This window comes from Pseudomonas sp. PI1 (genome assembly GCF_000812405.1).
Classification (GTDB): domain Bacteria; phylum Pseudomonadota; class Gammaproteobacteria; order Pseudomonadales; family Pseudomonadaceae; genus Pseudomonas; species Pseudomonas citronellolis.
On record NZ_JWMC01000042.1, the window covers coordinates 42,262 to 65,125 of the forward strand.

General features: G+C 70.3%; 16 protein-coding genes and 1 riboswitch. Of the genes, 6 read left to right on the forward strand and 10 right to left on the reverse strand.

The features are described from left to right. Positions 1 to 316 precede the first annotated feature (316 nt). Positions 317 to 3,667 carry a patatin-like phospholipase family protein gene (locus tag RN02_RS33960; RefSeq protein ID WP_177331058.1) on the reverse strand — a complete coding sequence of 1,117 codons (3,351 nt, stop codon included), beginning with the start codon at positions 3,665 to 3,667 and terminating at the stop codon, positions 317 to 319. Positions 3,668 to 3,811: 144 nt separating this feature from the next. Then, positions 3,812 to 6,823, reverse strand: a complete 3,012-nt coding sequence (locus RN02_RS14555; protein ID WP_043315103.1) for a transglycosylase domain-containing protein — start codon at positions 6,821 to 6,823, stop codon at positions 3,812 to 3,814. Positions 6,824 to 7,127: 304 nt separating this feature from the next. Here RN02_RS14555 and RN02_RS14560 point away from each other — a divergent pair, with 304 nt between their 5' ends. From RN02_RS14560 to RN02_RS14570, 3 genes are all read left to right on the forward strand, one after another. Next, positions 7,128 to 7,358 (forward strand): hypothetical protein, encoded by a 231-nt coding sequence (locus RN02_RS14560; protein ID WP_009618948.1) that lies wholly within the window; start codon positions 7,128 to 7,130, stop codon positions 7,356 to 7,358. A 358-nt stretch (positions 7,359 to 7,716) separates the two neighbouring features. After that, entirely contained in the window at positions 7,717 to 8,037 is a 321-nt protein-coding gene (locus RN02_RS14565) for a class I SAM-dependent methyltransferase (protein WP_052267739.1), read from the forward strand. A 276-nt stretch (positions 8,038 to 8,313) separates the two neighbouring features. After that, complete coding sequence (locus RN02_RS14570; RefSeq protein WP_152623765.1) at positions 8,314 to 9,696, forward strand: amino acid permease; 1,383 nt, start codon at positions 8,314 to 8,316, stop codon at positions 9,694 to 9,696. Between the two features lie 211 nt (positions 9,697 to 9,907). Here RN02_RS14570 and RN02_RS14575 read toward each other — a convergent pair whose 3' ends face one another. Together RN02_RS14575 and RN02_RS14580 are read right to left on the reverse strand one after the other, a co-directional pair. Beyond that, a complete protein-coding gene (locus tag RN02_RS14575) occupies positions 9,908 to 11,866 on the reverse strand; it encodes a M48 family metallopeptidase (protein WP_043315074.1) in 1,959 nt (652 codons plus the stop codon). Between the two features lie 15 nt (positions 11,867 to 11,881). Continuing rightward, positions 11,882 to 12,478, reverse strand: coding sequence for a LemA family protein (locus tag RN02_RS14580; protein WP_043315076.1), 597 nt, complete (start codon positions 12,476 to 12,478; stop codon positions 11,882 to 11,884). Positions 12,479 to 12,621: 143 nt separating this feature from the next. Continuing rightward, a riboswitch (cobalamin riboswitch) is annotated at positions 12,622 to 12,827 on the forward strand. Between the two features lie 93 nt (positions 12,828 to 12,920). Between RN02_RS14580 and RN02_RS14585 the strand changes: the two genes are divergently transcribed. The 3 genes from RN02_RS14585 to RN02_RS14595 are packed head-to-tail and all read left to right on the forward strand — an operon-like array spanning position 12,921 to position 16,487. Then, the gene (locus tag RN02_RS14585; RefSeq protein WP_043315077.1) at positions 12,921 to 14,870 is read left to right on the forward strand and encodes a TonB-dependent receptor plug domain-containing protein; all 1,950 of its coding nucleotides are present in this window, start codon (positions 12,921 to 12,923) and stop codon (positions 14,868 to 14,870) included. 7 nt (positions 14,871 to 14,877) lie between these two features. Then, positions 14,878 to 15,585 (forward strand): (2Fe-2S) ferredoxin domain-containing protein, encoded by a 708-nt coding sequence (locus RN02_RS14590; protein WP_043315078.1) that lies wholly within the window; start codon positions 14,878 to 14,880, stop codon positions 15,583 to 15,585. Beyond that, positions 15,582 to 16,487 carry an ABC transporter substrate-binding protein gene (locus RN02_RS14595; RefSeq protein WP_043315079.1) on the forward strand — a complete coding sequence of 302 codons (906 nt, stop codon included), beginning with the start codon at positions 15,582 to 15,584 and terminating at the stop codon, positions 16,485 to 16,487. Before RN02_RS14590 ends, RN02_RS14595 begins: the two co-directional genes overlap by 4 nt. Positions 16,488 to 16,493: 6 nt before the next feature. Here the strand turns inward: RN02_RS14595 and RN02_RS14600 are convergent, their stop codons facing one another. The 6 genes from RN02_RS14600 to RN02_RS14625 form a co-directional block, all read right to left on the reverse strand. After that, positions 16,494 to 17,519, reverse strand: coding sequence for a Csu type fimbrial protein (locus RN02_RS14600; RefSeq protein WP_052267740.1), 1,026 nt, complete (start codon positions 17,517 to 17,519; stop codon positions 16,494 to 16,496). Between the two features lie 15 nt (positions 17,520 to 17,534). Then, positions 17,535 to 19,916, reverse strand: coding sequence for a fimbria/pilus outer membrane usher protein (locus RN02_RS14605; protein WP_043315080.1), 2,382 nt, complete (start codon positions 19,914 to 19,916; stop codon positions 17,535 to 17,537). Between the two features lie 3 nt (positions 19,917 to 19,919). After that, positions 19,920 to 20,675 carry a fimbrial biogenesis chaperone gene (locus tag RN02_RS14610; RefSeq protein WP_043315081.1) on the reverse strand — a complete coding sequence of 252 codons (756 nt, stop codon included), beginning with the start codon at positions 20,673 to 20,675 and terminating at the stop codon, positions 19,920 to 19,922. Positions 20,676 to 20,694: 19 nt separating this feature from the next. Next, positions 20,695 to 21,240 (reverse strand): Csu type fimbrial protein, encoded by a 546-nt coding sequence (locus tag RN02_RS14615; RefSeq protein ID WP_009618968.1) that lies wholly within the window; start codon positions 21,238 to 21,240, stop codon positions 20,695 to 20,697. Positions 21,241 to 21,289: 49 nt separating this feature from the next. Then, the gene (locus RN02_RS14620) at positions 21,290 to 21,823 is read right to left on the reverse strand and encodes a Csu type fimbrial protein (protein ID WP_009618970.1); all 534 of its coding nucleotides are present in this window, start codon (positions 21,821 to 21,823) and stop codon (positions 21,290 to 21,292) included. A gap of 270 nt (positions 21,824 to 22,093) precedes the next feature. Next, positions 22,094 to 22,852 (reverse strand): CbtA family protein, encoded by a 759-nt coding sequence (locus RN02_RS14625; RefSeq protein WP_009618972.1) that lies wholly within the window; start codon positions 22,850 to 22,852, stop codon positions 22,094 to 22,096. Between the last annotated feature and the right edge of the window lie 12 nt (positions 22,853 to 22,864).

A 22,864-nucleotide genomic window follows, 5' to 3' on the forward strand; every position in this document is an offset into this window, starting at 1 on the left:
CGCGAATCGCGCCGGGGCGTCCGGCTATCGCGGACAAGGTCCGCTCCTACGGGGGGCGGATACCGTGCCTCCCGGCAACCTGTAGGAGCGGGCCCTGCCCGCGATTCGCGCGCAGGGCGCGCTCCTACAGGGGAATGGCGTGGCGTAGGATCTCATCCGCGAATCGCGCCGATACCTCCCGGCTATCGCGGACCATACCGGTGCACATGGCTTCTCGTAGGAGCGAGCTTGCTCGCGAACCGCATGGCACCGTGTTTGTTCGCGAGCAAGAACTAGGCGTCCCCCTCGATCCTACGAAGAGCACTTCGGCGTCACCTCAATTGGGCTTCGCCTGCGCCGGCAGCCAGAACTCGATGACCCCGGGCGAGGCCTGCAGGCTTGCCGCCAGCGGCAGGGCCACGGCCTTGTCGCTGAACTTGTGGGCCAGCCAGCGGGCGCATTCGCCGTCGCGGCGGGCGTGGTAGATGAAGGTCGGCCGCGGCCAGGGCAATGGCGGCGGCGAGCCGCGGCGGGCGGCGGCGCTGACCACGTTCTCGATGCCCGGGGTGCTGATGCCGCTGCCTTCCAGCAGCTTGAGGAAGTCCCGCGCCGTGCGTTGCTCGTCGGCCGAGTAGATCTGCGTGTAGAGCACCACCGGCCGCCTGCCTTCGCGCATGCAGGGGTTGGCCATCGGCTCTGCTGCGGGTGCGGGTGCGGGCGCGGCGCCGGCCGTGACGGCGGGCGGTGGCGCCATTTCGGCGCTGACCGGCGGCGCCGCGGCTGGCGGAGGTGGCGGAGGCGGCGGGGCGCTGGCCAGCGCCGGGTTGTCTTCGGGCAGCGGGGTGAAGCCGAACCAGTATTGCTGCACCGGGCTGTTGGGGTGCGGGTCGCTGGTGAGCTGGCGCAGGTAGTTGCAGTCGGCCGACTCGGTGCCATTGGCGCAGGCCGCGCTGGCGCGTTCGAACAGGGTGCGCATGTCGCTGGCGAACTCCACCGACAGGCCGTTGCGGCTGGCGAAGTTCTCCAGGTGGCCGATGCGCGTGCGCAGGGCGTCGCTGACCTTGTTGCCCTTGGCGTAGAGGTCGGCGATGGCCTCCAACTGGCTGGCGTACTTCGACTCGCTGTCGGCGATGTTGCCGCGGTACTGCTCCAGGCCCTGCCAGAGTGCCACCACCAGGCTGGCGGAAAGGCCCACGCCGAGGGTGGTGCGCACGTTCTGGGCGATGCGCTGGCGGCGGTTCGGGCCGTTGGCCGGGGCCGGCTGGCCGACTGCGGTGAGGGTCACGATGCTGGCCAGGTCGGCCCAGCCCGGCAGGCGCTGGAGGAAGTCGCGGCTGAGCACCGAGCCCAGCGCCAGGCCCAACTGGTGGTAGGCCTCCCACTGGCTTTCGTCGAAGAACTGGTCGTCGGTGCCCTGCTGCGGGAAGGCCGGGTTGCGGTCGGCGTAGCCCACCAGGTCGAAGGGCAGTTCCAGCAGCGGCGAGTCGCAGCGGTGCGGCTTGACCACCAGCAGGGTGCCGCGCCTGTGGCTGGCGTAGGTGATGCGCGCCAGCAGCAGGTATTCGCGGCCGCAATCCGGCGAGATGGACTCCGGGGTGCCGAACAGCAGGGTGCGCGCGTCGCCGGCGGAGACCCGCGCCAGGCTGTCCGGGTCGATGAACTCGATGTCGGCGTCGTAGTCGATCTTGGCTTTGCGCACCAGGTTTTCCAAGTCCTCGAACAGGTAGCGCGGGTCGGCGCCGCAGTCGCTGGCGACGATCAGGTCGACCTCGCGCTTGAGCAGGGCGTAGACGCCGCTGTTGTCGAAGTGGCCGCCGTCTGACAGGTACCAGAAGGGTGCGCGCAGGCCGGGGAACTGGGCGAGCATCTCGGCGCGGGTGGCCAGGTACTTGGCCAGGCGCGCGCGCCAGCCGGTCTCGGCGGCGCGCGTCGGGTTGGGCAGCCAGAAGCCCAGGCGCAGGCCGGTCATGAACACCAGCGCGGCCAGCCCGGCGCTGGTGCGCGAGCCCATGCCGGTGCTCAGCGCGGCGCCGGAGATAGTCGCCCATTGCGCCAGGCTGCTGCGCTCCATGCCCTGGGGCGGCCGCGGGCCGTGGGTGCCGGTCTCCACGCCCAGGGCGCTGACGGTCAGGGCCACGCCCTTGCGGTCGGCGTTGTAGCTGTGGGTACGGTCGTCGAGGGTCTGGTTGATGCAGCAGTTGATCAGGTGCAGCGGCCCGCCGTAGGCGTGCGGCTGGTAGTCGGCCAGGGCCACGTCGTCGCCGGGCAGTATCTCCCGCAGCGACTCGATGCCCTCGATCAGTTGGCGCTCGGCCGGCACCAGCAGCGAGGCCGGGAAGCGCGCCTCGGGTCCGCCGTGGTTGGCCACCGCGACGTAGGTGCGGGCCAGGCGCGAGCGGTAAAAGTAGTGCAGCGAGGCGAGGTTCAGCTGGGTGAGGTTGGCGCCGCTGATGCCGATGTAGAAGCCCAGCGCGGCCAGCACCAGGGCCCAGTACAGCAGCGGCAGCCAGGGCTGCATGGCTGCGCCGGGGCTGAGCAGGTTGCCGCCCAGGTAGAGGAAGGCCTGCAGCAGCGTCAGCCAGGCCAGCAGCAGGAACGCCAGCAGGGCCAGGCCCAGCAGGTTGGCCAGCTGGCTGCCGTAGGCGCTCGGCAGGCCCTGCTGGCGCAGGCGCTCCAGCAGCGTCGGCAGCAGGGCGCGCAGCAGCACCACGGCAAGGCCCGTGGAGCCCAGCACGCTGGAGGAAATGAGGGTGAAGTTGCCGCTCTCGCGCAGGCGCACGACCAAGTGCCAGGTGACCGCCTCGCAAACGCCCAGCAGCAACACCCCGGCGCCGCCCAGCAGCACCCAGCCCAGCCAGTGGGTCAGGCGCAGGCGCTGCTGCTCCGGCGGGCAGGCGCGCAGCGGCAGGCGCAGCAGCCAGCCCAGCGGGGCGATCAGCAGCGCGCCGACCAGAACGGCGTAGGCCAGCAGCCGCGGGCCCAGCTCGATGTCGCTCTGCAACTGCGGCCACAGGCCCTGCACCGCCAGGGCCAGCGCGGCGAGCAGGGCCAGCAGCACCGAGAGCAGGTCGCGCAGGGCGTGGTCCTGGCGATCGCGGCTGAACCAGTAGGCCCAGCACAGCGCCCCGGCGGCCAGCAGCAACAGCGGCACGACGAGGAACCACAGCGACCAGAGGTTGCCGAGGAACACCGGCGGCGTGCCCAGCAGCGCCAGCAGCACGTGGGGCAGCACCGTGAACATGCCGATGCACAGCAGCAGGATGCCGATCTCCAGCTGGGTGGCCATGAAGCCACGGAGCATCGAGGCGCCGGCCATCAGCAGGTCGCGGCCGCCGGCCGGGGCCAGGTAGCGGCCGTTGTTGCGCAGCCACCAGAGCAGCAGCGAGTCGTCCGCCGCCAGGCCGTTCTCCACCTCGCGGGCGCCCTGGGCGGGGCCGTACAGGCGGCCGAGCATGGCGCCGACGTAGCCGCCGCCGGACACCGTGGAGAGGTAGTCGAAGCGCTTGAGCACGTGGTTCTTCGCCAGCGCCCGCAGCAGGCCGAAGTTGAAGGTGGCGCTGCGCACGCCGCCGCCGGAGAGGGCCAGGCCCCAGCTGAAGTCGCTCGGCACGTCGATGCCGGCCTGGGCGCGGCGCTGGCGCAGCAACGCCTGTTCCTGGGCCCTGAGGTTCCCATGGCGGCGCGGCATGGCGGTGCCCTCCGGCTCCGGACCCGCGCGGCAAGGGGCGCCGCGCCAGGTCATGCTGACGGCCGGCCGGACCTCCCGGCGCCGAACCCTTGGCGCCGTGCTTCCCTGGCCTGTCCCGGGTTCAGGCCGCGGCGGCGCGCGGCCTCATAGCCAGCTCACCCGCAGGGTGTCCTGGGGCGCGTGGCACTCGGTGCCCGGCTCCAGGTAGTGCTGCAGCATCGGCGCCATGCCCTTGAGCACCTGCACCGGCAGCGCCGAGGTGAACTTGAAGTTGCTCGATGCGCTGCCGGCCACGTAGGCGGTGAGGGTGCCGAAGTGCCGCGGGCCGAGGTAGAACACGAAGGTCGCGGTGCGGTTCAGCGAGCGCGAGCTTTTCACCGCCCCGCCGCGGGTGAAGCTTTCGATGCGGTTGTCGCCGGTGCCGGTCTTGCCGCCCATCACCAGCGCGCTGCCGTCGTCGCGGCGGAAGCTGCCGGACAGCCGCCGCGCGGTGCCCTGGTCGACCACCTGGGACAGCGAGTCGCGCAGGGTGCTGGCCACCTCCGAGGTCATCACCCGGGTGCCGACGTTGGCCTGCGGCGCCAGGCTCACCTCGTAGGGCGTGCCGGCGGCGAAGTGCAGGCTGTCGATGCGCAGGGTGGGCAGGCGGATGCCGTCGTTGAGGATGATGCCCATCAGCTCGGCCAGCGCCGCCGGGCGGTCGCCGGAGCTGCCCAGGGCGGTGGCCAGCGAGGGCACCAGATGGTCGAAGGGGTAGCCCAGCTGTTTCCACTGTTGGTGGATGTCGAGGAAGGCCTCCACCTCCAGCATGATGCGGATGCGCTTGTCGCGGGCGGCCTTGTAGCGCGACTTGTACAGCCAGCCGTAGACCTGCTTGCGCTCGGCGTTGCTGGCGGCCACCGCGTCGGCGAAGCTGGCTTGCGGCTGGCGCTGCAGGTAGCCGAGCAGCCACAGCTCCAGCGGGTGCACGCGGGCCACGTAGCCCTGGTCGTTGAGGTCGAAGGCGCCGGGGCCGTAGCGCTTGTAGAGGTCGGCGATGCGCTTGTCGGTGAGCTTCTCGCCGGTGTAGTGGCTTTGCTTCAGGCGGTCCTGGAGGAAGGCGGCGAAAGTCGCCTGGTCGGCCTGGGGCTGCAGGTAGCGGTGGATCGCCGCCAGGCGCACCGGCCACGGGCGCAGGCCGTCGAGGAAGGTGTCCAGGCGCTCGTCGGCGTTCTGCCCGCGGTACTTCTGCCAGAAGCGCAGCAGGTAGACGCGGCTTTCCTGGTCGACGAAGCGGTCCAGGTACAGCTGGCGGCGCGGGTCCTTGTCGTCCTGCAGCACGGTCAGCTTGTTGCCGTCCTTCTGGTACATGTCGTGGCGCACCAGGTCGCGCAGCAGGCGCACGAAGGGCAGGTTGATGGATTCGCGCAGGGCTTCGAGCAGGGTGGGGATGCGCCCGTTGTCCTCCTTGCGGAAGTTGGAGAAGGTGTGCACGCCGCCGCCGGTGAAGAAGCTCTCGTAGGGGCTGGCCGAGTACTTGCGCTGCATGGCCGCGGCGAGCATGGCCGAGAGGTCGGCGTTGGGGTTGGCGATCAGGTAGTCGATGGACCAGCGGCTGATGAAGTCCAGCGGCTCCACCGGCACCTTGCGCAGCTCGGCGGCGGGCTTGCCGTTGTAGGCGCGGTACTGGTCGGCGATGCGCTCCAGGTAGTTGGACAGCACCCGCAGCTTGGCGGTGGAGCCCAGCTCCAGCTTGCTGCCCTCGTTGATGTCGAAGGGCTGGTCGGTGCTGTCGGTCTGCACGCGCACGCGGTTGCCGTCGGCGGTGCGCTCGAACAGCACGAAGCTGTAGCGCACGTCGGCGGTCTTGTCCTTGGACAGCAGGTGCTCGCCGAACAGGCCGATCTGCGCGGCGAAGTCCGCGTCGGCCAGTTGCTTGAGGTAGGCGCTGACCTTGTTCTGCAGCTCGTCCTGCAGGGTGGTGCTGAAGGTCAGGTCGAGGCGGTCCAGGTCATACAGCGGCACGTCGAGCATGCCGGCCAGGCGGGTGCGGGCCAGGCTCACGCCCTTGTTCGGCTCCAGCGGCTGCACCGTCGGCTGGCTCTGCGGGTCGCGGAACTCCAGGCGCTGGGCCAGGGCGGCATCGCGCAGCGGCGCGTCGATCACCCCGGCCTGGGCCAGCAGGCGCAGGTAGCTGTCGGTCAGCTCGCCCAGCGGCTTACGCCCGCGCGCCAGGTAATAGGACGGGCGGCGGTGGGCGATCATCAGCGACACCACCTGGCGCAGCGCCCGGCCCTGGGCCTCGAGCTCGGCGCCCTGGCCGACGGGCGAGGAGAGCAGGCGGTTGACCTGCTGGTAGTCGGCGCCGTACCAGATCCACAGGCCGTCGGGCAGGCCGCTGACCTCGCCGTAGCCCGGCTGCGCCGAGAGCGGCACCGAGTTGAGGTAGGTGAGCACCACGTTGCGCCGCGCCGGCAGGTTCTCGGCGCCGCCCTGGTAGGCGCGCACGCTGGCCGAGGCCATCTGCCGCAGCTTGTCGCGGATGGAGTTGGTGCGCCCGTCCACCGAGTGGCGGTACTTCTCGATCTGCGTGGCCAGGGTGCTGCCGCCGGGGGCGTGGTTGCCCATGCCGACCAGGCGCCCGGCCTGGGCCACGGCGGCCTGGGTGAAGCGGCTCCAGTCGATGGCCGGGTTGAGGTAGGGGCGGCTGGCGTCGAGCAGGTCGCGGTTCTCGATGTACAGCAGGCTCTGCACGATCAGCGGGGCGATGGCGTCGTAGCTGGCGTAGAGCCGCTGCGGGTAGCGGAAGTTGTAGATCGGCAGGCCGCGGCAGTCGCTGATGTCGACGCCGGCCTGGGCCTTCTCGGCGTAGGGCGGGAACATGCCGTAGCCGGCGTATTGCAGCAGGGCAGGGGAGAAGCGCGCCTGGTCGAGGGTGACGAAGTCGCGGTCGTGCAGGCGCTGCAGGAAGTCCGGCAGTTGCAGGTAGCCCAGGCGGCGGTCGAAGGGGCCGTCCTTCGGGTAGACCACCTGGTCGCTGGAACCGGCGCCGACCTGCCAGGTCAGCTCGCCGGCCAGGCGCGCCAGCTCGCGGGCCTGCAGCTTGGAGGTATGCGCCTCGTAGAGCAGCGCCGCGCCCATCGCCGCCAGCAGTGGCAGGACGAACAGGAACAGCAGCAGGAAGCGGTGGTGGCTGGGTTTTTTCGGGGAAAAGCCAGGCTCCGGCACGCCCGGTTGAGAATGCAGTTGACCGGTATGCTCCGTATGCGCCATATCACGACCTGCCCATGCTTGCGAAAGCCTGAGTAAGCGGTCTCCGCCGACGTGACGACCGGCACCCATCCCGGTGCCGCGAAAGCCCCCGTGCCAGCGGCCTCCCCTTTCTTTGAGCGTAGTAGGCGGGGAAAATTCTGCTGAATGTCGTGCCTTCGTCCGGCCCAAGCCGCGACAATGCCCGACGAGTGACCTGGAAAACGACCCGATGCGCCTGTTCCTGCTGTTCCTGCCGTTGATCGCCAGCCTGAGCGCCCATGCCGCGCCCATGCCGTTCTACCTGTGGCAGAGCCGCGTGGACGGCCACCTGACCTGCAGCCAGACCTCTCCGGGGGAGGGCTGGACGCGGCTGTCCGGGCCGTTCGGCGATGCGGGGTGCCGGCAGCCGTTGAAGAGCGGGCCCTCGACCAAGGGGCTGGCGGTGCCGAAGGGGTTGTGAGGGCGGGCTTTTCTTTTGTAGGAGCGAGGGGGACGTCCAGTTCTTGCTCGCGAACGAGGTAACCGGCGGCTTCGGTGTTTGGGGTTGACGCTGTCCCCTCTCCCCAGCCCTCTCCCTGAAGGGAGAGGGGGCTTGTCCGTGCCGAGAACAGACATGGTTTCAGCCGGCAATCTAAGTGCTAGCCGGCTGACTCCAAAACATCAGCGTCTGCCCAACGGTCCCCTCTCCCTTCAGGGAGAGGGTTAGGGAGAGGGCGCTCTTCGGGGCCTGCGCCGCCGCCACCGGGAAACACAGTTCGCGAGCAAGCTCGCTCCTACAACCTAAAATGGAATCTTCCCTTTCCCCTCGGACCCCCACCATGCCCGACAACCCCACCCGCATCCGCCACAGCTGGGACAGCAACGCCAGCGCCTGGACCCGCGCGGTGCGCGAGCAACGCATCGACAGCCGCCGCCTGGCCACCGACGAGGCCATCGTCCGCGCCGTGCTGGAAGGTTCGCCGCATCGTGTGCTGGACATCGGCTGCGGCGAAGGCTGGCTGTGCCGGGTGCTGGAGGCCCGGGGTTGCGAAGTGGTGGGCATCGACGCCTCGCCAGCGCTGATCGAGGCCGCGCGCCAGGCCGGCGAAGGGCAGTACGAGATGCTGAGCCAGGCCGAGCTGGTGGGCGAGGCTGGGTAAGCCTTTGGTCTCGTTCGCACCATAAGGGGGCAGACGCCCCGGCAATCTTGTGCAACACTCCGCGGCGACCTCAGTGGTTCACTCCCGCAATGCCCACGTCCGCTCCACAAGGGCGGGCAGCCTCTTCCGGTGTGCAGTCCCGGAAGGCCCCAGACGAATCCTCCCCGTGCCCACCGGCGCGGTGGCGGCGCTTTTTCCGTCGCGGGCCTTCCTCATCCCGATTGCGCTTCGAGTCGCCGCTGATATACCCAACAACAAAATCGAGGTTGCACCATCATGTCGTCCCATGATCTCCAACGGGATCTCAACGAGCGGCACATCCGTCTCATGGCCCTCGGCGCCTGCATCGGCGTCGGCCTGTTCCTCGGCTCCGCCAAGGCCATCCAGATGGCCGGCCCGGCCATCATGCTCTCCTACATCATCGGCGGCCTGGCCATCCTGGTCATCATGCGCGCCCTCGGCGAAATGGCCGTGCACAACCCGGTGGCCGGCTCCTTCGCCCGCTACGCCCAGGACTATCTCGGCCCGCTGGCCGGCTACCTGACCGGCTGGAACTACTGGTTCCTGTGGCTGGTGACCTGCGTCGCGGAGATCACCGCGGTAGCCATCTACATGGGCATCTGGTTCCCCGAGGTGCCGCGCTGGATCTGGGCCCTGGCGGCCCTGGCGAGCATGGGCACCATCAACCTGATCGCGGTGCGCGCCTTCGGCGAGTTCGAGTTCTGGTTCGCCCTGATCAAGGTCGTCACCATCCTCGCGCTGATCCTGGTGGGCGGCGGCATGATCGTCTTCGGCCTGGGCAACGGCGGCGTGGCCACCGGCATTTCCAACCTGTGGAGCAACGGCGGCTTCATGCCCCATGGCATCACCGGCGTGCTGATGTCGCTGCAGATGGTGATGTTCGCCTACCTGGGCGTGGAGATGATCGGCCTCACCGCCGGCGAGGCGAAGAACCCGCAGAAGACCATCCCCGGGGCGATCAACTCGGTGTTCTGGCGCATCCTGCTGTTCTACGTCGGCGCGCTGTTCGTGATCATGTCGATCTACCCGTGGAGCGAGATCGGCACCCAGGGCAGTCCCTTCGTGATGACCTTCGAGCGCCTGGGCATCAAGACCGCCGCCGGCATCATCAACTTCGTGGTGATCACCGCCGCGCTGTCTTCCTGCAACGGCGGCATCTTCAGCACCGGGCGCATGCTCTACAGCCTGGCCCAGCACGGCCAGGCGCCGGCGGTCTTCGCCAGGACCTCCAAGGGTGGCGTGCCGCGCAATGCGCTGATCCTGTCCATAGTCGCGCTGCTGTTCGGCGTGCTGCTGAACTACCTGGTGCCGGAGAAGGTGTTCACCTGGGTGACCTCCATCGCCACCTTCGGCGCCATCTGGACCTGGGCCATGATCCTGCTGGCGCAGCTGAAGTTCCGCCGCGGCCTGAGCCCGGCCGAGGCCGGCAAGCTGCAGTTCAAGATGTGGCTGTACCCGCTGAGCTCCTACCTGGCCATGGCCTTCCTGGTGCTGGTGGTGGCGCTGATGGCGTTCTTCGAGGACACCCGCATCGCCCTCTACATCGGCCCGGCCTTCCTGGTCCTGCTGGTGGTGCTGTACCGCGTGTTCGACCTGGCGCCCAAGGGCGAGCAGGGCGCGGTCGCCAGCGGCGCGTGAGCCTGATGGCGAAATGACAAAGGGCCTCTTCGGAGGCCCTTTTCTTTTGTGTGGCGAATCGCGGACGGAGAGGAAACTCCATGCCTCACGACAACTGTAGGAGCGGGCCCTGCCCGCGAAATCGCGCGCAGGGCGCGCTCCTACATGGGAATGGCGCGGGCGGGGCAGCGTAGGAGCGGATCTTATCCGCGAATCGCGCCGGAACCTCCGGCTATCGCGGACAGAGTCCGCTCCTACGAAAAGCCGTATCCGCCAACAACGGCGGCATCGGGCAGTCGAGGATGTCGGCCACCGCGCGCAGCAGTTCCGCCTCGGCCACGCTGATGCGCCCGTCGTATTCGCCGCAGCGGACCATGGCCTTGAGCAGCTGCGGCTTCTGCAACGGGCGCAGCTGCGCCAGGCGCCGCAGCGCCGCTTCCAGCTCGCGCAGGGTGCCGGCCTGCGGCGGCTGCCGCACGGCGAAGGGCAGGCTGGCCCAGGCCTGGGCGAAGGCCTGTTCGGCATGGGCCGCTTCGGCTCCGTCGACGCCGGCGAGGAAGGCCAGCAGGACCGCCGCCTCGTCGCCCAGTTCGGTCAGCGGCAGGTTGCCGATGCGCGCCGGGGCCGGGCGCAGGTTGCGTTCGACGATGCGCAGCAGCGTCCATTCCAGCAGTTTCACCCGGCGGTCGGCCTTGATCAGCAGCGCCATGTTGCCCAGCAGGCTCGTCACCTGGGTGGCGTCCAACTGCTTCAGCGCCGGCATGGCCAGGTCCAGCAGCGGCAGGCGCTGGCCCGGATCGAGGGCGTGCAGGTGCTCCTCCAGGCGGTCGAACTGGAAGGCCACGCCCAGCTCCAGGCGCGGCTTGAGCAGTTGCAATTGCTGGGCGCGGGCCAGCGCTTCGGCGTCCAGCAACAGGCCGTAGACCAAGGCCTGCGCGCCATCGACCTTGTGCGCCGCCGTCCGCAGGCTTTCATCCAGCCGCTGCAGGGTGTGCCGCGCTTGCTCCAGGTGCGCCCCGGCCGGCTCGCCGATGGCCTCGACCGACGCCAATGCAGCGCCCGAGGGGTAGCCGCGCAGGGCGGCGTTCCAGGTCTCGCGGTCCACCAGCGGGGTGTCCAGGCGCGGTTCCAGCTTCGGGTAGCGGCCGTCCCAGCCCGGCTCGATGCGGCGGATGCGCGCCTCCAACGGCGGGTGGGTGGCCAGGCCGAACCAGTGGTTGGCCAGGCCGTCGCTGAAGTACAGGTGGCTGAACTCGGCGCGGTGCAGGGCGCCGAGCAGCGAGCCGTAGCCGCCGACCTTCTTCAGCGCCCCGGCGATGCTGGCCGGGTTGCGGGTGAACTGCACGGCGGAGGCGTCGGCGAGGTACTCGCGCTGGCGGTTCACCGCGGCCTTGATCAGGCTGCCGAAGAAGGTCCCGACCGAGCCCAGCACCCACAGGCACAGGCCGGCGACGAAGGCCAGCGCGATGAAGCCCAGGGCCGAGCCGGAGCCGCTGTCATTGCCGGCGTTGCTGCGCTGCATGCGGATGCGCGCCACGTCGTCGGCGCGGTGGCTGTCCCACAGGCCGCGGACCATGGTCTGGCCGATCAGGCCCAGCAGCAGGATGCCGTGCAGCAGCGCCACCAGGCGGGTGTTCAGGCGCATGTCGCCGTGGTGGATGTGGCTGAACTCGTGGGCGATCACCCCCTGCAGCTCGTCGCGGTTGAGCAGGGCGATGGTCCCGCGGGTGACGCCGATGACCGCGTCGCGCGGCGTCAGGCCGGCGGCGAAGGCGTTGATGCCGCTGTCCTCCAGCAGGTACACCGGCGGCACCGGGGTGCCCGAGGCGATGGCCATTTCCTCGACCACGTTGAGCACCCGGCGTTCATCGGCGTCGCGGGCGTCCAGGTTGATCAGCCGGCCGCCCAGGCGCTCGGCCACGGCGCGGCCGCCCAGGCGCAGCTGGCGGTGCTTGTACCAGGCGCCGACGATCACCACGCCGACCACCACCAGGGCCACCCACAGGTAGAGTTCGAGGTCGGGCAGGCGCTGCGGCGAGGTCCAGTGGCTGGCGGGCTCGCCGATGTGGCGCCAGAGCCAGCCCAGGACCAGGCTGGTGAGCGTCACCAGGCAGGCCACCGCCGCGGCCAGGAGCAGGATCAGCCGGCCGGTCTGGCGGCGGGCGCGGTCCTGGTGCTGGAAGAAGTTCATCGCGCGCACCGCTCGTCAGAAGGCGACCTTGGGCGCATCCTGGATCTGCTTGCTGTCGGCGAACTCCAGCTGCGCGACCTCGGCCTTGTGGCCGAAATTCGCCGCCAGCACCACGGCGGGGAACGACTGGCGGTAGGCGTTGTACTCCATCACCGCGTCGTTGTAGGCCTGGCGGGCGAAGGCCACCTTGTTCTCGGTGCTCGACAGCTCCTCGGTGAGCTGCTGCAGGTTCTGCGAGGCCTTGAGGTCCGGGTAGGCCTCCATGGTCACGTTGAGCCGCCCCAGCGCGCCGCCCAGGGCGCCCTCGGCGTTGGCCAGCTGGGCCAGGCCGGCGGCGGCGCCGGGCTGGCTGGCGGCGGCCTTGAGCCCGGCCACCGCGGCATTGCGCGCGGCGATCACCGCCTCCAGGGTTTCCCGCTCGTGCTTGAGGTAGGCCTTGGCGGTTTCCACCAGGTTGGGGATCAGGTCGTAGCGCCGCTTGAGCTGCACCTCGATCTGCGCGAAGGCGTTGCGGTAGCGGGCGCGCAGGTTCACCAGGCGGTTGTAGATGGCGATGACGCCGAAGAACAGCACGGCGAGGACGAGCAGGGTGACCAGGGAGGAAACCGACATGGGAGGTCCTTTTCGAGCGTCGGGAAAGGTCCGCCGATGATAGCGGAAAGCTTCCACGGCGGAAGGAAAGGCATCACGGGCTGTGCCCGGAAGCGGAAGCATGCTGTAAAGGGCTGCCCTTGACGCCCCGCCGCACCAATGGTCAGATGCGGGCCGTTCCAGGTGCCTCACGCCGCCGTGCGTGAGGTGAAACGGGAAGCCGGTGCGTCGCCCTTGGCGATCAGTCCGGCGCTGCCCCCGCAACGGTAAGCGAGCGGGGCATCCACGAGGCCACTGTGCTCAGGCATGGGAAGGCGGATGCTCCAGAACCCTCGCAAGCCCGGAGACCGGCCTGGAGCGTTGTTGGCAAACCCGCGGTGGGCGGGCGTGAGCCGGATTCCGGACGCGCTCGCGCCGGAACTCGCTGCGCCGCCTGCGAAATTCCCGTTTCGAGGCGATCACCTTGCACTTCCCTTCTTCCGAATCCGCACTTCGGCTTGCCCCCTGGCTCGCCGGCCTGTGCCTGAGCCCTTGCCTGAACGCCGAGCCCCTGGGCCTGCGCGACGAAATCGTCAGCGCCCCTTCGGTGGAGTCCACCACCGTCGCCGAGATGGCCCGCTACGGCAGCAAGCTCGAAGTCATCGAGCGCGAGCAGATCGAGCGCGCCGGCCCCAGCGCCGACATCACCCGCGTGCTGCAGATGTACGTGCCCGGCCTGTTCGTGGCGCCGAAGAACGGTCCCTTCGACTACGGCACCTACTCGCTGCTGGGCGGGCGCAACGACGACACCCTGATCCTGCTCGACGGCGTGCGCCTGAACAACCGTCTGTACGGCGGCCTCTACCTGGACACCCTGCCGACCACCGCGGTGGAGCGCATCGAGGTGCTCAAGGGCGGCCAGGGCCTGCTGTTCGGCACCCAGGCGGTGTCCGGGGTGATCAACATCGTCACCCGCAGCGCGCAGACCCGCGAGGCTTCCGGCGAGGTCAACCTGGGCCTGGACAGCTTCCGCGGGCGCAACGGCGATGCGCGGGTGGAGAAGGTGCTGGAGAACGGCCTGGGCGACCTCGGCCTGCTGGCCTACGTCAGCCACAACCGCTCCGACGGCTACAAGCCGTTCCGCGAACAGGACATGACCGCCACCGTCAGCGACAAGCGCCGCTCCTACGACGTCAACGTGTTCGGCGCCAAGGCCATCCAGGCTTTCGGCGACAGCTCGCGCCTGGAGCTGTTCTACCAGTACGCCGACGCCGACCTGGACTTCGCCCGCCCGGCCGACAACCACCACACCAGCAACGACCGCATCCAGCAGATCGCCACGGCGACCTTCGAGCAGCGCCTGAACGACAACTTCAGCTGGTTCGCCAAGGCCCACCTGAACGACTGGGACACCCGCTACACACGCATCTACAACCTCGCCGGCGGCGGTACCCGCACGCTCAACCACAACGACTACTGGGGCTTCACTGACTGGGGCACGCAGCTGGAGGGCAAGGCGCGCCTGGCCGGCGGCCACGAGCTGGTCTTCGGCAGCGACAACCAGTGGTACAAGGGCCAGGACGACGTGCTGATCATCGACAACGACAAGGCCGAGTCCCACGCCCTGTACGCGCAGTTGCGCCCGCAGCTGGACCTGCTGCCGAACTGGCACCCCAGCCTGGGCGTGCGCCGCGAGGAAATGAGCGGCGGCGAGGGCGCCACCGTGTGGATGCTCACCTCGCTCTACGACCTCAGCGACCAGCTCAAGCTGCGCGGCCAGCTGGGCACCGCCTTCAAGCTGCCCAACGCCGAGCAGCTGTTCGTCAACGAGCCGGGCAGCGAGATCGGCAACCGCGACCTCAAGCCCGAGCGCAGCCGCAACGCCGAGCTGGGCCTGGACTACAGCGGCGCGCTGTTCGGCCAACCCTGGAGCGGCAGCGTCACCCTGTTCCGCCGCGAGATAAAGGACCTCATCACCCTGGCCGGCGACCAGTGGGTGAACGGCGACGGCGAGATCGAGGTGCGCGGCATCGAGGCCAACGGCCAGTGGCGGCTGGGCGAGCACTGGCAGCTGGACGCCGACGCCACCCGCAACCTGGTGGACACCCGCGAGGGCGTGACCGTGAACAACATCCCGCACTTCTTCGCCCGCACCCGCCTGGGCTACGAGCAGGACCCGTGGGGCTTCGGCATGGCGCTGCGCTACGTCGGCTCCATCGTCAGCCCCCAGGGCGACGACTACGGCCACTACGGGGTGCTCGACGGCGACGCCTACCGCTACCTCGACGGCGCCCGCCGCCACCGCCTGAGCCTGCTGCTGGAGAACCTGCTGGACCGCGACTACGCCACCAGCCGCACCACCAACGGCATCCGCCAGGTGGACAACCTGGGCCGCCCGCGCACCGCCGAGCTGCGCTACACCTTCAGCTTCTGAGGTGGCCATGGACCAGGCGCTGCTGATCGTCGGTCCCCTCGCGGGCGCCCAGGGCGAGGCCTTGCGCGCCGAGCTGGCGGCGTCCCACCGCGCCGTGACGCTGGTGGATACCAGCGACGGCTTCGATGCCCTGTGGCCGGCCATCCGCACGCACCTGCAAGCGGGCAGGGCGCTGCTGCTGGTGGATATGGAACCGGCCAGCGACGGCGCCTACCTCGACTGGCTGCGCGGCGAGGTGGCGCAGCTGGCCGGCGACTTTCCCCAGGCGCCGTGCCCGCGGGTGACCGCCTCGGCCCTCGGCCGTCGTGGCCTGGACGCCCGGCTGGTCAGCGCGGCCATCGACGACGGTCGCCAGCAGTTGGAATGCCGCACCGTCGGCCCGGTGCCGGAACAACCGGACTGGTCGGCGCCGCCGCCGCACAAGCGCCAGGTGTTCCTCTGCACCGGCCCGCGCTGTGTGCGCCGCGGCGCTTTGCCCTTGTGGAAGGCGCTGCGCCGCGAACTGGCCAGGCGCGAGCTGATCGAAACCGCCGAAGGCGTGCTGCTGACCCGCACCGGCTGCCAGTTCCCCTGCAACCGCGGGCCGCTGCTGACCGTCTACCCGGACCGCTGCTGGTACGGCGTGCATGACGAGGCCCAGGTGCTGCGGGTGGTGGAGCAGCACCTGGCGGGCGGCGAGCCGGTGGCCGAACTGCTGATCGAGGGCGCGCCATGAAAGGCTTCGCCCTGCTGCTGGGGCTGTTGGTGGCGGCGTCGGCCCTGGCCGCCGAGGACTACCGCAACTGCGGCGAGACCTGGCACCTGGCCAAGGCGCCCGAGCGCATCCTCGCGCTCAACCAGCACGCCGCCGACCTGCTGCTGGAACTGGGCGCCGGGGCGCGGCTGGCGGGCGTGGCCTATCTGGACGACCCGGGGCCGCAGTTGCAGGGCGACCGCTACCGCGGCGTGCCCGTGGTGTCGGCGCGCTATCCGTCCACCGAACTGCTCTATGCGTTGCGCCCGGACCTGGTGGTGGGCGGCTTCGCCACGGCCTTCGACCCCGGGCGCGGGCGCGCCGAACTGGCCGCCGCCGGGATCGCCAGCTACCTGCTGGAGGCGGCCTGTGCTCAGCGCACGGGAAATGGCTTCGGCAACGTGCGCGACGACCTGCGCACCCTGGGCCGGCTGCTTGGCGTCGAGGCGCGCGCCCAGGCGCTGATCGACGCCCAGCAGGCCGACCTGCGCGCGGCGGCCGCCAGGGCTGACGGCCGCGCGCCGCTGCGGGTGTTCTACCTCGACAGCAGCGACGGCGGCCTGGCCAGCCAGGGCGGGCGCGGCTTCGTCAGCGAGCTGCTGCGCGCCGCCGGGGCGCGCAACCTGTTCGAGGCGGTAGCGCTGCGCGGCTACCTGGCCAGCCCCGAAACGCTGCTCGCGGGCGACCCGGACGTGATCCTGCTGGCCGATGCGCGCTGGTCGCCGGCGGCGGAGAAGGTCCGCTACCTGCGCGCGCACCTGCTGCTCTCGCGGCTGCGCGCGGTGCGCGAAGGGCGCTTCGTGACGCTGCCGTTCAGCCAGTTGGTGCCGGGCGTGGAAAGCGGCCGCGCGGCGCGGTCGCTGGCCGAGGCCCTGTATCCCTGAGCACGCTCAGAAGCGCACATCCACCACCACGCTGTCGCTGTAGGCGCCGGCTGGCGGCGTGGGCTGGTCGGGGAGGATTTCCGCGCTGTAGTCGAAGCCCTGGTAGGTGAGGCCGTCGAGGCTGCCGGGGTTCAGTTCGGCGCTGCTGCTGGGGCGCCTTTCAGTGCCCGCAGAGCCCCAGCGCTCGCTGCCGCTGCTCGACTTGTACAGCTCGTAGGCCAGGCGGTTGCCGCCGCTGGCCATGTGCCGCTGGCCGCCGCTGGCGTTGACGCCGTCGCTCAGGCCGACGTCGTAGCTCGTGCCCTTGGAGCAGCGCACCTGGATGCGCTGCTGCACCGGGCGGAAGCCGGCGATCAGCGGCGCGCTGCCGAAGTTCACGGCGGGCGCGTTGAGCTGGCAGTCGCGGCGGACCTGCACCGTCAGTTGCAGGCTGGTGAGCACGCCCGTGCCCCAGTCGGTCGGCGCCGAGGTGCAGACTTCCAGCAGGCAGCCGCCGCTCACGCCGGGCGTGATGTCCCAGCCGGGGAAATAGCAGGCGCCCAGCACCCGGCCGGCCACGCAGATGCGCCAGTGCCAGCGCAGCTGGATGGTGGCGGTGTAGGTGCCGGGCGCCACGTTGGCCGGGCGCAGGCGGGCGTGCAGGGGGAATTGCGAGACGTCCGGCGTGCCGCCGGGAAACGGGAAGCGGGAATAGTCGTAGAACAGGCCCTGCTGCAGGCGCTGGGTCAGGCCGGCGTCGCCGTACAGCTCGAAGGGGATGGTGTCGCCCGTGGCGGCGTTGCGCAGCACGCCGCCGTTGAGGTTCTCCGGGAGCAGGCGTATCCAGTTCTCGCGGATCGGATAGCCCTTGAGGCTGCACCGGGCGCCGCCGGAGAGCTGCCTGGCCGGGGCGCCGTTGGCGATGGTCATCGAGCCGTGGGTGCCGAAGCTCGCGTTGCCGGGGTTGGGCTTGCATTGCTCGGTCTCGGTATGGGCCAGGCCGGTGAGTGGCGCCAGGGCCAGGAGGGGGAGCAGGTAGCGCGGTATGGTCATGGTCGACTCCGGGGTTCAGCGGCAGGGCAACGGGCCCAGCTGCGCCAGTTCTTCGGCCTGCGGGTCGAGGTCGAAGACCAGGCTGCAGGCCTGGCCGTCGGGCAGGCTTACGCGCAGGCGGTTGTGCGCCTGCAGGTGTTCCAGGTAGACCAGCCCGTCCCAGCCCACGGGCACCGGCGGGCCACCGTTGACGCGGGCCTGGGCGCCGATCGGCAGCGGCCGGCCGTGGCTGTCGTGCAGCAGCAGGCTGGCGGCCAGCACCCGCTGCAACGGGAAGCGCAGCAGGTAGCCGCTGCCGGAGCGCACCGCCACGCGCTGCTCCACCAGCGGCGCCACGACGTTGGAGGCCAGGCCCAGCGGGTCGATCTCGTACTTGCCGGCGTAGTAGGCGCTGCTCCAGGGCACCAGCAGGTGGCCGTCGGCGTTGGTGTGGCCAACCAACTGGTTCTCGTAGCGCACCGGAACGCCGGCCTGGCCGTCGGTGCTGACCAGCACGAAGGCGTCGTGCACGCGGTTGGCGGGGAACAGCGCGCCGTCCATCCAGGCCAGCGAACCGCTGGCGTCGGCCCAGTGGGTCTGCTCCCGCGCGCTGCCATAGACGCCGCCCTGGAGTTGCAGGCGGTCGCCGCGCCAGTTCAGCGCGGCATGGCGCCAGTCGTCGGCCCGGCCGTTGTCGACGTAGCCGAGGTTCCAGCCGAAACCGCCCTCGCTGGGCGCCGACTCGCTGTAGTCGACGCGGCGGCTGCCGTCCCCGCTGGCGCTGCGTTCGACGCCGACGCTGAGGGTGCCGCGCAGGTCGAACGGCACCACCAGTTGCACGGCGCTGCTCCATTTGCCGTTGCCCAGCTCGCGGTTGGCGGACAGGTAGAGGCTGGCATCGCCCCACAGCGGCCGGCTCCAGGACAGGTTGAGCAGGCGGGTGCGGCTGCCGTCGCCGGCCTCGACGTCGAAATAGCCGGCGCCCAGGCTGCCCCAGTCGTCCAGCGTCACGCTGGCGGTGGCCTGGGTGCTGCTGCGGCTGGGGCGTAGGCGCCAGTAGCGGTCATCGTCGTCGTCCTGGCGGCGCCGGGGGCGCTGCCGGGTGTCGTCGTAGCGGGCCAGGTCGCTGTAGTCGGCATCGCGCTGCAGGCGTTGCACGGTGAAGCTGAAGCGCCGCGCGTTGTACTGGTAGCCGAAGCTCAGCTGTCGTCCGCCGTCGCCGCCGTGCTGGCCGTGGCTGATGGCGCCGTTGAGCACGCCCAGGGTGCCCAGGCGCAGCATGCCGCCCAGGCCGGCCTGGGCGAGGCCGGCGGCGGCTTCGGCCTGGGCCTCCAGGGTGAAGGTGTCGCTCAGGCCGTGGCGCAGGGCGCCGGTGAAGGCGCCTGGCCCGTAGGCGAAGTTGTCTTGGCCATAGCCGCGCCGGAGGTTGCCCAGGCCCAGGGAGAAGTCGCTCAGGCCCGGGCGCAGCAGGTCGCTGCTGACGTAGAAGGGCACGCTGGTGGAGATCTGGCGGCCCAGGGCGTCGGTGGTCTGCAGCACCGCCTGGCCGGCGCCGTTGATGTAGGGCAGGTTGCCGATGCTGAAGGGGCCGGGCTGCAGTTGGTAGCTGCTGTTGCGGTAGCCGTCGATGAACAGGTCCAGGGTGCTGGGCAACGCCGCTTCGCCGGCGAAGCGCGGCAGCGGGTAGGTCAGCACGTCGGGGCGGATGGCGAAGTTGCGCGACAACTGCAGCCCGCCCAGGCGCACCGGCGTGCTCCAGGCCAGGGAGCGGCTGACCAGGTCGCCGGCCTCGTAGGTCAGCAGGCGTTCCTCGTCGTCGTAGCGCCAGTTGCTGTCGTAGCGCAGGTAGCGGCTGGGCTGTGCCGAACCGCCATGGACCTGCTGGTAGACGCCGCTGTGGCTGAAGACGCCGAAGCCGCCGAACAGGCGCAGGTCGGCCCAGGCGGTGCTCGTATCCTGGCCGCGTCGCGGGCTGCTGGCGTAGAACTGGTAGTTGAGCAGAGCGCCGAAGCTGCTGCGTGCCGGCACGTAGCCGGTGGCGCGCGCCTGGCCGAGCTGCTGCTCGGGCAACCACTGCGGCGGCACCTGCAGCAGCAGGCGCTGGCTGGCGGCCTCGTAGCGCACCTCGACGCCGGGCAGGCCGCCGACGTCGACCTGGCCGTCGCGCGGCACCGGCAGGCCGGCCGCGCGCAGCTCGGCGGCCTCGACCCAGAAGCGGCCCTGGCGCAACGTCACCGCCACCACCTGGCCGCTCGTGCGCAGGTTCACCAGCAGCTCCAGGTAGAGTTGCTGGTCGTCGGACAGGGCGCCCGCATCCCGGGGCGGCGGTGGCAGCGGCGCACTCGACAGGCGCTCCGCCTCGAACAGCAGGGTGGCGCCGGTGAGCAGCGGCAGCCAGGGGCGCGTCTGCCTGCCCATGCTTCAGGGCGCCGCGGCGGGAATCTCGCCGCGCACGCCATTGATCTCGGCCCACAGGCGCCCGCCGCTGGCGGGCTTGCGCGGCATTGGCCAGCGCATGGCGCTGCCGGCCAGCACGTAGCCGAGCAGGTCGTCGCCCACCGGCAGGGTATCGTCGCCCTGTTCGATGGCCGCCCGCGTCAGGCGGACATGCACTGCGCCGCGGTTGCGCACCTCCAGGTAGGTGCGGCCGCCTTCGTCGACCAGGCGCCAGTCCAGCCGCGCGGCCGTCGCGGCCGTCGCGTCCTTCGCGCCGAGCCCGTCGCCGTAGAGGAACAGCGGTACCGAATAGCGCAGCTGGAAGCGGATGTCGCTGCCCTCGGCCGCTGGCTGCTGGGCCTGCGGCGCGGGAATCTCGTCGATGACGATGCGGTAGGCGCGCTCGCTGCCGGGGGCGGTCGGCGCCAGGCGGGTGAGGCGCACCAGTTGCCTGGCCCCCGCCGGGATGCGCAGCATCGGCGGGCTGCCGACCACCTCGCGCTGCGCCTGGAAGTGCTCCTCGCCGCCGGCCTGGCTCCAGGCGAAGATGCGCAGTTGCAACTGGGCCGGCTGGGCGCCGCGGTTTTCCAGCCAGAGCGCGCTGGCCCGCTGGTCGTGTTCCAGCACCGGGTCGATCGGCCAGATCAGGATCGAGCTGGCGGCGCGGGCTGTGGCGGCCGGCAGGGCGAGGGCGGCGAGCAGGGCCGCGACGAAGCGCAGGCGGGTATCGGGCAAGGGCATCACGGGGCTCCTGGCGCGCTCACCATGACAGGGTCACGGTGAGCCGGTCCTGGTAACGCCCGGCGGACTGGTTGCCGGGCAACTGGAGGGCGGCATGGATCGGCAGGCGGATGTCGTCGGGGTTGCCGTAGTCGATGCTCAGGTTGCCGCCGATGGGGATTTCCCGGCTGAGGCCGGCATCGGCGTACAGGCGATAGGCCAGCCGCGCGTTGCCCGCGCCAAGGTGGCGCAGGCCACCGGTGGCGTGCTGGCCGCCATCGACCGTCATACGCAGGGCGATGCCGGGGGTGCAGGCGAGGGTGATGGCGCCATTGGGCGTCAGCTGGGCGCCGATCCTGGCCGTGGAAGTGGCCGGATGGCGGCCGAAGTCCAAGCGGCCGAGGTTGCCCAGGTTGCCGCCGTTGCCGGGCGGCGCATGGTTGACCAGGCAGCCCTGGGTAACGCTGGCGGAGACGCGGAAGCCGGCCCGGGTGGCGGCATCGCTGCCCGGCGCCTGCAGCAGGCTGGCTAGCAGCAGGGCCAGCCCGGTCGCCGCGGCGCGAGGCAGCAGGTGAGGAAGCGTCATGGCGGGGAAGGACCGGCCGGTTTCGCCCTGGGCGATTGCGGCAGCGGCCTCAGAATTCCAGGGTGAGGGTCAGCGTGTCCCTGTAGACGCCGCTGCCCTTGGCGTTGGCGTTCGGTGCGATGGTGCCGTAGATCGGCACATCCACGGCCTTGCCGTCGGCGGGAACCCTGAAGGTTGCCCCTCTGTTGATGACATAGGGGCTCTTGCCGGCGGAGTCCCGGTACAGCAAGTAGCTGACCGTGTCGGTGCCGCTGCCGTTGAGCAGTGAGCGGTCACCGCGCAGGCCGCCGTCGATGATGACATTGAAGAAAGTGGTGACCGGGTCGCAGGTGACCTGAAGGCTGTTGCCGTCCGGGCCGGCCAGGCGTGCCTTGAGCGCGCGGGTCCAGGTCGGGCTGGTCCGGGGGAAGTTGAGCGTACCGAAGTTGAGGATGCCTTCGCTGGAGGCGCTGCCCTGGGTCACCTGGCAGCCTTTGGAAACCTCCAGGACGACACCCACCTGGCCCTTGATGTCCGCCGCGGCCTGGCTCAGGGGCAGGGCGAAGGCGGTGGCTAGGACGTACTTGAGCTTGTGATGCGGCATGGTCTTGGCCTCGCTAAGGGAATTGCGGAAATTTTCCCCAGGAATGACCAAGTTGAACTATCTGAAACTGCTGCTGGGTTCGTAGGCTTATTCGCCAGATCGAGAAGGTGTTTTTTGTAGGTCGATGTAGGCCTTGCAGGCCTCAAGAATCGACGGCTTTGTCTACAGTGCCGATGGGGGAGGGTGTCTGGAAAAAGCGGGGAGATGGCGGGGTAGGAAAGCGGGTCCCGATGACGGGACCCGCGGCGGAAAATGGCTGGCCGGAGGCGGTCAGGCCTTTCCTATGAGCGATTGACTCAGCGGCCGGGATTCGATCCACCAGCCGAACACCAGCCCGACGGTGCTCCAGAGGATCGCCTGGATGCCCAGGGACACCAGGCGGAACTGCCACAGCAGGTCGGCCGGGAAGTCCGCCGGCACTTCGCGCACGGCCGGGAACAGCAGGCCGGCGACGGCGCAGATACCCAGGTACACGGCGATGCCGGCGACGGCGCCGGTCCAGGCGCCGTGCTCGGCGAGCAGGCGGCGGCCCAGGTTCAGCGAGATGACGGCCGCGGCGATGGACAGCGCGATCATCAGGAAGAACAGCGCGGTGCGCTGGCGGATGCTCTCCGGGTCGCCCACCGACGGCGGGTTGGCCGGGTATTTCAGGCTTGGCACCAGGTACAGGGTGACGAAGGCCGCCAGGGCCAGCAGGGCGCTCAGCGCGCGCGGGCTCAGGCGCCCGGTGCGGCCCAGGCCGTAGGCGAACACCAGGGCGAACAGCCCGCCCATGGCGGCGCCGTAGACCACCACGCCGGTGAGCAGGCCGAAGCTGGCCTGGACCTCGCGGCTGACCAGCTCTTCCTCGTGGTCGTGGGCGGCGCCGCCGCTGGTGGCTTCCTCGGCCTCGTGCAGGGCCGACATCTGTTCTTCGAAGGCGATGGCGCGGTCCACCTGGGGCTCGCCGAAGACGAAGGCGAACGCGAAGACGATCAGGCCCGCCAGGACGCCGACGAGCATCCCGCGCAGCAGGAGTTTTCCAGTCATGTCAGGGAGTCC